A 9,460-nucleotide genomic window follows, 5' to 3' on the forward strand; every position below is an offset into this window, starting at 1 on the left:
AATCTTGTACCTATTTCTTTGCTTTTGTTGGTGGTTATCATCAAAGGCATAAAGAGTTTGAATTTTAGCTCCTTTTCCCTCATACATATTCTTACAGCACTCTTCATTGTATTAGGTACGCGATACGATAATGCAAACTTTATAGAGGGTGTAAGAATTGATGTTGTGACATGAAGAGCGTAAAGATCGCAACGAGCTAAAAAGAGATCATCTTTGTTTGTTAATCGCCACTTTCACTAGATGGTGAGCATTGAAGCAAAAATATCCGTGCTTAAAAATACAACGTACTCCTTTTGGTACTGATTTTAGCAATATATTAAATGAATACTTATCCCAACCCATTATTTTAACCGATTACATTAACCTATAATTCCAACCTATAATTCCAACCCATTATTTTAACCGATTACATTAACCTATAATTCCAACCTATAATTCCAACCCATAATCTTTACCCATATTCCTAACCCATAATTCCAACTAATTACTTTAACCCACAATTATAAACATTCACTGTTAGTTGACTAATCCCTATTCTGCCCATAAAGTAAGTTTTTCAAGGTGTTACTTTATTAACAATGAGCAAGCAATAAAGCATGTTTAATGTTGAAACACGGTTGATTTAAGAACATGGCAGCGTTAATCACTGCACTTATTTTAGTTTATTTATACTTTAGGGATCCCCATGGAATTATACGGTAGTTACACTTCACCTTTTGTCCGCCATTGTCGTATTGCATTTTTACAAACCGAGTTAGATTTTAAATTTATTGAAATTGATGCAACACAAAGTGCAGAATTATCCCCGACTAAGAAAGTGCCTTTATTGATAGATTGTGAGTTACAGTTAACTGATTCAACGTCAATTTTAACGCATATTTATGAGGTAGCAGGAGAAGAGTTCTTAAACGACGTAGAGGAAGTTGAGCTATACCATATGGCAAATACCTTGCTTGACGCCTACGTAAACTTATTTATGCTCGCTAAGTTTGATGGTATTACACCAGAAAAAAGTATCTATTTAACGCGTCAACAACAGCGTATCGAATCTGGGTTAGTTGCGATTAATAACAAAAAGTTTAGCCAAGCATTACCGTTAACCCATGCAGAAGTTAGGCTGGCCGCTTTTGTTGATTGGGCCACTTATCGTGAACTTTTATCGTTGAACGATTACCCTCATTTACAACAACTATTAACCTTGGCTAATACTGATCCCATATTTGTTGAAACTGCACCGAAGGGATAATTATGTTGGGTTTATCCAACGTTATTGAGAGTCGTGAACTGCTGATACTCAATTACGTTATACGACCTTCAACAAGATGACGCCTAACAAAAAAGCCGCTTATTGCTTACAAAAAATGTTAACAATAAGCGGCTTTTTATTTACTTGAATAAGTTAAACGTTATTCTACTTTAATAATCTTACAAGTATTGGTGAAACCTTGTTTAACATTATCGCCGTGCGTTAATAGAATAAGATCACCGATTTTAATTAATCCCGATGACTTAAGCGTTTCTAGCGCATTAGCAATGAACTCAATACTGTTTGTGGTAGTAGAGTCAAATTTAACCGGTGTTACACCACGGTATAAAGCACAGTAATTTAATGTTTGTTGATTGCTTGATAATGCATAAATTGGCAAACCTGAGCTTAAACGAGACATTAATAGTGGAGTAGAACCAGAAGCTGTTAAAGCAACAATCGCTTTCACACCATTAGTATGGTTTGCTGCATACATAGTGGTCATCGCTAATGCTTCACCTGGATCATCAAAGGTATAGTTAATACGGTGATTTGAAACATTAATGCTTGGGTGTTTTTCAGCGCCAATACAAACTTCACTCATTGCCTTAACCGTTTCAACAGGATAATCTCCTGCTGCCGTTTCGCCCGATAACATGACTGCATCAGTGCCATCTAACACGGCATTGGCCACATCCATTACTTCTGCACGTGTCGGCATCGGAGCACTGACCATCGATTCCATCATTTGTGTTGCGGTGATCACCACTCGGTTCAAACGACGCGCCGTACGGATCATATCTTTTTGTATGCCAACTAAACGAGCGTCACCAATTTCAACACCTAAATCGCCACGGGCAACCATCACAACGTCAGACGCTAAAATAATATCTTCTAAGGCTTCTTTTGTTTCAACGGCTTCAGCACGTTCTACTTTAGCGACAATTTTTGCAAAACAGCCAGCTTCATGCGCCAATTTACGTGCGTAATGTAGATCTGCACCATTACGTGGAAATGAAACTGCAAGGTAATCACAACCAATTTCAGCAGCGGTAAAAATATCTTTTTTATCTTTGTCTGTTAACGCAGCGGCAGATAAACCACCACCTTGTTTGTTAATACCTTTATTGTTAGATAAAGGTCCACCAATGGTAACAACCGTATGTACTTTATTACCTTCAACAGATTCAACTTTTAGCTGAACACGGCCATCATCTAATAACAATACATCGCCGGTATCAACTTCCTGCGGTAATGTTTTGTAATCAAGACCAACTTGTTGCTGGTTGCCTTGGCCTTTTTCAATATCACTATCGAGCGTAAATTTATCACCAACAGCCAATAGTATTTTGTTGTTCTCAAAAGTAGATACGCGAATTTTAGGGCCTTGTAAATCACCCATAATAGCCACTTCTTTACCTAATCTAGCCGCGATCTCTCTGACTTGTTGGGCACGTTTTACGTGATCTGCCGCTTCTCCGTGAGAGAAATTCATTCGAACCATATTAGCGCCAGCTGCAATAATCTGCTCTAAATTATTACCGCGATCCGTGGCGGGGCCTAAAGTGGTTACGATTTTGGTACGTCTTGCCATGTTAACTCCTGTTAAAAATAAAAAAGATAAGAATAAAGCAGGTTAATGAACTTTCGATTACAACTTATATTATCATGGTTAATAGTGATTGTTAGGGAAGTTAACTTGCAAACGAATCACATCGAAGCGAGTGATAGTTTACAAGATAAACAAGTGCCTAATCTTCTGTTTTTTCAAAGCGAGAATCTTTAATACCCGCTTTAACACGTTTTAAATTATCTCTAAATTTAGCGCCACGGCGTAAGGTAAACCCAGTGGTCAATACATCAATTAATACCAGCTGTGCAATACGTGATGACATAGGCATATAAATATCGGTATCCTCAGGCACACCAAGCGATAACACTAAATTACTTTGCTCAGCTAAAGGCGAATTAGCAGCTGTTAATGCAATCACAAAGGCATCATTTTCACGTGCAAGTTGAGCAACTTCGACCAAGGGTTTAGTGCGCCCAGTATGAGAGATCAAAACAATCACATCGCCCTCAGTGCAGTTAATGCAGCTCATGCGTTGCATCACCACATCATCAAAACACGATACCGGAATATTAAAACGGAAAAACTTATTAAGGGCATCATGTGCAACCGATGAAGAAGCCCCTAAACCAAAGAAAGATATTTTGTTCGCTTGTGTCAGCACATCCACAGCACGATTGATTAAATTAATATCTAAGCCGTTCTTCGCAGCATTTAAACATGCCATCGTGGACTCAAAGATTTTTGAAGTATAAGCTTCAGGTCCATCATCTTCATTCACATTACGGTTCACATATGGGGTACCATTCGCTAAACTTTGTGCTAAATGTAGTTTAAAATCAGGGAAACCCTTAGTGTCTAAGCGACGGCAAAAACGATTAACAGTCGGCTCACTGACTTCTGCAATTTTTGCTAGATTAGCAATGCTAGAATGAATTGCTGTTTGCGGAGACGCCAAAATAGCTTCTGCTACTTTGCGTTCAGATTTACTAAATGTATCGAGATTTTTTTTAATTAACTCTAAAGTATTCATTATATTGTTCACTCAGTAGTAATGAGGCGATTAGTGTCTAGTAAGAACATTTGTAACTAGAAATGAAATAAAACTACAAGAAAATCGTTTAAATTCTTAATGGATTATAAAGTAGCCTGATTTTCTTGTCATTTTATTACATAAAAACAATGTTTTAGATCAAATAAAAAAGGCTAAAATAAAAAAAACTGAGAGGCTGATCTGCCTCTTGATCAAAGAAACTTAAAAAGTGTAGGAGCAGAACCATGTTATCAGTTGTTGCAGATGTCGGTGGCACCAATATACGTTTAGCAGTGTTAGACATCGCCAATGGTGAAATGTCTAAAGTAAGAGAGTATCCATGTGCACAATTTATCACTTTAGAATCTGCATTAGTGCAATATTTTGCTACTTTATCAGATCCTGTTAGTCACCTTTGTGTTGGCATTGCCTGCCCAGTTGAAGATGATTTAGTCAGTATGACCAACTTGAACTGGCAGTTCTCAAAAAGCGAGTTACAACAAAAGCTAGCGTTAAAAACACTCTATGTTATCAATGATTACACTGCTATTTCATTGGCTGTCCCATTTGTTGAAGACAAACAAAAAATTCAGATTGGTGGTGGCGTAGAAGTCACTAATGCCGTGAAAGCTATTTTTGGCCCTGGCACCGGATTAGGTGTTTCACACTTAATTAAACAAGATGATAAATGGCTGAGTTTAGATGGAGAGGGCGGTCATACCAGTTTTGCACCGAACACTTCTCAACAAGCAGACGTATTACTGCTTTTACAAGGTCAGTTTGGTCACGTTTCTAATGAACGCTTATTATCAGGCCAAGGTTTAGTGAATATTTACCATGCATTATGTCGTCTTGCGGGTAAGCAACCTGAGTTTTTTGAACCAGCTGAAATTACTAAATCAGCATTAGCTGACGAATGTGAAATAGCGGTACAAACATTGACACTATTTTGCCAAGCAATGGGGGGCTTTGCTGGTAACCTTGCGCTTAATCTAGATTGTAAGGGCGGTGTTTATATTGCGGGCGGTATCGTGCCTCGCTTTATTGATTTCTTCCAAAATAGTGAATTCCGCACATTTTTTGAAGCAAAAGGGCGTTTTTCAAAGTATTTGAAAACAGTACCCACTTATTTAATCACTCATGAAAATCCTGGGTTATTAGGTGCCGCTGTTTATTTACGTCAAGAAATAGCATAAATATCTGAAAAAAGAGCGTTAATAGTTGATTTAAAGCACCGAGTTAACTATCATGCGCTCCGCTTACATAATACATACGCACTTCCAGTATGATTAATGAGCAGTTTTAAAATTTACGGAGAATTGGCCGAGTGGCTGAAGGCGCACGCCTGGAAAGTGTGTAAGGGGCAACCCTTCGAGAGTTCGAATCTCTTGTTCTCCGCCACATTAAGTACCGTCAAGGTACGGGAAAACCCGCAACGCTTATTAAAAGGCTTGCGGGTTTTTTTATGTCCGAATAACTTGTCTCTTGTTGTAGACTGCGTTAAAGAAGTAATTATTCACATCAACTTAAGTCTCAAACTAAGCTATTTTCTTAACCTAAAATTCAGATCACATATTTAATACAATTGGTAATAGAAGTTGAATGACCTTTTTAGTTAAATATTTTATAGTATGTTTTTGTCTTTATTACTTTTTTTGCCTGTAATAGAGTTTTCATACATATAAAATCACGTTCAATATACGACGAAATTATTTATCAATATAGCAACATTCTTTAATCGACGCGTAAACCACTAAAATTTACTTAACCGACGACCATAGTCGAATAGGTACTTTAATTTAAAAGGATTCTTTATGAGTTACAAAGCAGAGTTTAAAGACTGGGGGGAACTAACATTAACGGATTTAATGGTTGCGTATCGTAAGGCTAAGGCTGATTGTTTTATGGAGGACGGATATCCCTCAGCTATAGATTTTGCCGAGTTTGAAGGAAACTTACTAGGTAATCTAAAGCATTTGTTAAAAGAGTGGCAAGAGCATGATGGACCAAAAAACTTAAATCATTATTTCGGGCAGTTTAGGGTCGTACCTAAAAAAGTGTCAAGCAAACCGAAAGAAAAATGGAAGAATGGGCATACTCACTTTTCGAATAAAAAAAGAGCATTTGAGCATTTTTGTCATTTTAATATCATCACGCCAGAGTTTCGGATTGTTGGTAATTTCCCTGTTAAAACACACATTTTATCTGCGCTCTGGATCAATATGGTGGGTCATAAGTTTGATTCATGTTTAAGTGAAAGTGATGTTTATGGTGCGAGATTGAAAAGACTAAAGGGTGAAGGTGTTAATAAAGAAAAGCCTTTTAATCTTTCTGGCGTTGGTTCTTTTAAACCTTATTATCAACCTTATCAACAATGGCGAAATGACGGTTTATCTGCAATCAGAAGCGAATTAGAGCTTCATCGCCCTGTAATAGCCGTTTCATTAGATTTAAAAAGTTACTACCATACAATAGACTCAAATTTTATTACAGATATCAAGTTTCAAACCGCAATTGGATTAATTGGTACACGAAGCCTTTCACAAAAAGAACAAGAGTTTACAAAAAAGGTGGTTAGGCTGCTTAAAGAGTGGGAAAAAGCGGCCAGTAATTTTTCTAAGCGTTTAACAACTTCAGCGAAAGTTATTCCCGGTGGCTTAGTTATGGGGCTTACTGTTTCTCGTGTTATTTCTAACGTATTACTTTGTAAGTGGGATAAGTTAATCCGCGAGGAACTTGCGCCTATTCATTATGGACGATATGTTGATGATATGTTTTTGGTACTTCATGATGGAGGTAAAATCTGTGATACCAAGTCATTTATGAACTTTCTATCTGAACGTTTAAAGTTCAAATTTGGGCAAAGTGAAAAACCAGTTTTAAAACAAGATGATAAAATCCCCGAGTTGTGGAGTATTGATTTACCAAAATATTATCTAAAAAACACGAAAATACAGTTTCAATCAACTAAACAAAAACTATTCATTTTAGAAGGAGAGGCTGGCTTAGATTTGGTTGGTAGTATTGAACAAGAAATGTATAAGCTGTCGAGTGAACATAGGCTTATGCCCTCAATCGATCAGTTTGAACAAACAACAGCCGCTAAAGTTTTGATTGCTGCTGAGTCATCGAGTGAAAGTGCGGATACTTTAAGAAGAGCTGATGGGTTGAGCCTTCATCGATTAAGTTGGTCAATTCAGTTAAGGCAAGTTGAGACTGTTGCTCGCGATATTCCTCCATCAGGTTGGCTAAAAGAGCGTAAAGAGTTTTACCAATTTGCTCATGATCATATATTATGCCCTGAAAAGATACTAAATCATTACACTTATTTACCTAGGTTGCTTAGCCTAGCTATTTCTCTTAGGGATTGGGATGATGCAAATAAAATTGTTACTGCCACATTTGATGCTTTAGATAGCCTTATTGCTCACTTAAAAAATACGCAAAACAGCGGTAACATTAATGGCGTGGAGAAGTGTGTTTTTAATGATGAACTATGGAATGAGTTATATAAATCTTTAGCACATTCATTTATCGATAGCGCAGCAAAGGCTTACCCGACAGATCTTAAAAATGAAGCCGCGAGCAATGTGGTTAAAAAACTTGCTAAAACTTTCATGAAAACCTTAACGAAGCGTTTTAGTTTTGAAAATGATGATTTGTTCTCTTCATATATCGATAATGGCTTTTATGAAGTTGCGCCTAAGTTACAAAAAAGTGATTTAGCGAAAACACCATATAAATCAATTCAAAATTTGCATGGCTTTCTTGAAAAAAATACAGCTAATACAGAGTTCATTTCAGAACAAAAAGAAATATTATCAATGCTAAGCAAAGATAAGTTTTTAAACGCAACTCATTTAATAAAGTTTTTAGCTAAGACACAAAGTAAGCGGTTGCGTCGTGGCGGGAATCTTGAATATGAAAATATCATACCTTTTATTTTTCCTACCAGGCCTTTTACCTCTTCAGAAATAGTAGAGCTTGCACCTGAATGCATAGGTAAAAATGCAAAGAAAAACTCTAGCTCAATAAAGATGCTAGCAAAATATATTTCAGTGCTTAGGGGAGCCTGGGTTTCACCTAATTTGTTGGATCCCCCAGTCACTCCATCTAAACCTTCAAAAAATATCAAAATAGGTAATGGCAATGCTAAAAAAGTGCTAGTTGCAGTTGCTAGTTTAGCTACTAAAGAAACGAGTTGGGAAAAGTCTGCTTGCAATAGACCTGATCACTCTTTAGAGCGTTATAAACAAATTTGTGAATTGATTAATAATGTTATTTCGTCAAAACCTAAACCAGAATACTTATTCTTACCTGAGTTATCACTGCCTCTTGAGTGGGTTGATAGTATTTCTAACCGTTTAATAGGTGTAGGGATAAATTTGATTGCAGGTACAGAATATCGGCACTTTAAAAATAATAAGATTGCCAGTGAGGCTTGCTTAGTATTGAAAGATAACCGTTTGGGATACCCACACTGGACCAGAATTTGGCAACAAAAGATAGAGCCCGCGCCATCAGAAGATGAAACTCTTACAAGGATCTTTGGTAAGACATGGCAACCATCAAAAAAATCAAAATGGTTAAAGCCTGTTTATAACCACAACGGTTTTCATTTTGGTGTGATGGTTTGTTCAGAGTTGCAGAACAGTAAAACTCGAGTTGCCTTTCAAGGAAAAGTTGATGCTCTTGCGGTTTTATCTTGGAATAAAGATTTGGATACATTTGCCACATTAATAGAAGCAGCTGTATTAGACATTCATGCATACACAATTTTTGTAAATAACCGCCATTATGGAGATAGCCGTATTCGAGCTCCTGCAAAGCAAAGCTTCCGTAGAGATTTGGCTCGAATAAAAGGTGGTGAAAATGATTTCTTTGTAACAGTAAGTCTTGATATTAAAAGCCTTAGAGAGTTTCAAAGTAGGGCTAAAAGATGGCCATTAGATTCTGATTTATTCAAGCCAGTGCCAGAAGGCTTTGTTGTTACCAATTCACGTAAAATATTACCACCGAGGTAGAAATTAAATATGACATGTTTTGAAACAGGTTATTCAGTTTTATTAAATATTGAGACTTGGAACAATTGGATTCCAATCATTAGTTTATTGGTAGCAATTGGTGTGTTAGGGGTTGCTTATTGGCAAGTTCATGTAGGTCGAAATGCTTCGGCTTCAGCACAAGCGCATGGGATTTATCAGCAGTATTTAGCACTATGTATCGCTCACCCTAAACTTGCAAGTGGAGACTACATTGCGACAAGAGATAATGACACAGAATACACTAAATATACTTGGTTTTTCTCAAGTATGTTATTTGCTTTTGAACAAGTATTAGAAGCTAAACCAAATGATGAAAAGTGGATTGGAACGATTCGATCACAGCTCGAAAAGCATCAAGTTCACCTTGCAAAATCAAGAACAGCAGGCAGCAATCAGTGGCATGAAGGTTTAAAGAAAATTATACAAGAGCTAAAAGAGTAATGGGTAAACGAAAAAAAGATCAGCAAAAAGATCAGAAAAAGATCAGGAAAGATCAGGGAAAGATCAGGACAGGGAAAGATCAGGACATCCATATCTTTTTGACTGAATAGTGATATTGACCTATG

6 protein-coding genes and 1 tRNA gene are annotated in these 9,460 nt (G+C 36.9%); 5 read left to right on the forward strand and 2 right to left on the reverse strand.

Going from position 1 to position 9,460, the window contains the following annotated elements:
• Positions 1-685 precede the first annotated feature (685 nt).
• Positions 686-1,246, forward strand: a complete 561-nt coding sequence (locus H5084_RS09430; protein WP_028867099.1) for a glutathione S-transferase family protein — start codon at positions 686-688, stop codon at positions 1,244-1,246.
• 160 nt (positions 1,247-1,406) lie between these two features.
• On the opposite strand, the gene pyk is transcribed toward H5084_RS09430, so the two are convergent.
• Both pyk and H5084_RS09440 read right to left on the reverse strand, forming a co-directional pair.
• Positions 1,407-2,840 carry a pyruvate kinase gene (gene pyk, locus H5084_RS09435; RefSeq protein WP_182690279.1) on the reverse strand — a complete coding sequence of 478 codons (1,434 nt, stop codon included), beginning with the start codon at positions 2,838-2,840 and terminating at the stop codon, positions 1,407-1,409.
• 157 nt (positions 2,841-2,997) lie between these two features.
• Positions 2,998-3,849, reverse strand: a complete 852-nt coding sequence (locus H5084_RS09440) for a MurR/RpiR family transcriptional regulator (RefSeq protein WP_182690280.1) — start codon at positions 3,847-3,849, stop codon at positions 2,998-3,000.
• 245 nt (positions 3,850-4,094) lie between these two features.
• Here H5084_RS09440 and H5084_RS09445 point away from each other — a divergent pair, with 245 nt between their 5' ends.
• The 4 genes from H5084_RS09445 (at position 4,095) to H5084_RS09460 (ending at position 9,335) form a co-directional block, all read left to right on the forward strand.
• Entirely contained in the window at positions 4,095-5,045 is a 951-nt protein-coding gene (locus tag H5084_RS09445; protein ID WP_182690281.1) for a glucokinase, read from the forward strand.
• Positions 5,046-5,162: 117 nt separating this feature from the next.
• Positions 5,163-5,250, forward strand: a tRNA-Ser gene (locus H5084_RS09450).
• Positions 5,251-5,663: 413 nt separating this feature from the next.
• A complete protein-coding gene (locus H5084_RS09455; protein ID WP_182690282.1) occupies positions 5,664-8,873 on the forward strand; it encodes an RNA-directed DNA polymerase in 3,210 nt (1,069 codons plus the stop codon).
• 9 nt (positions 8,874-8,882) lie between these two features.
• Positions 8,883-9,335 (forward strand): hypothetical protein, encoded by a 453-nt coding sequence (locus tag H5084_RS09460; RefSeq protein ID WP_182690283.1) that lies wholly within the window; start codon positions 8,883-8,885, stop codon positions 9,333-9,335.
• Positions 9,336-9,460: the final 125 nt, after the last annotated feature.

Origin of the sequence: Psychromonas sp. SR45-3, assembly GCF_014163575.1 — a bacterium.
Taxonomy (GTDB): domain Bacteria; phylum Pseudomonadota; class Gammaproteobacteria; order Enterobacterales; family Psychromonadaceae; genus Psychromonas; species Psychromonas arctica.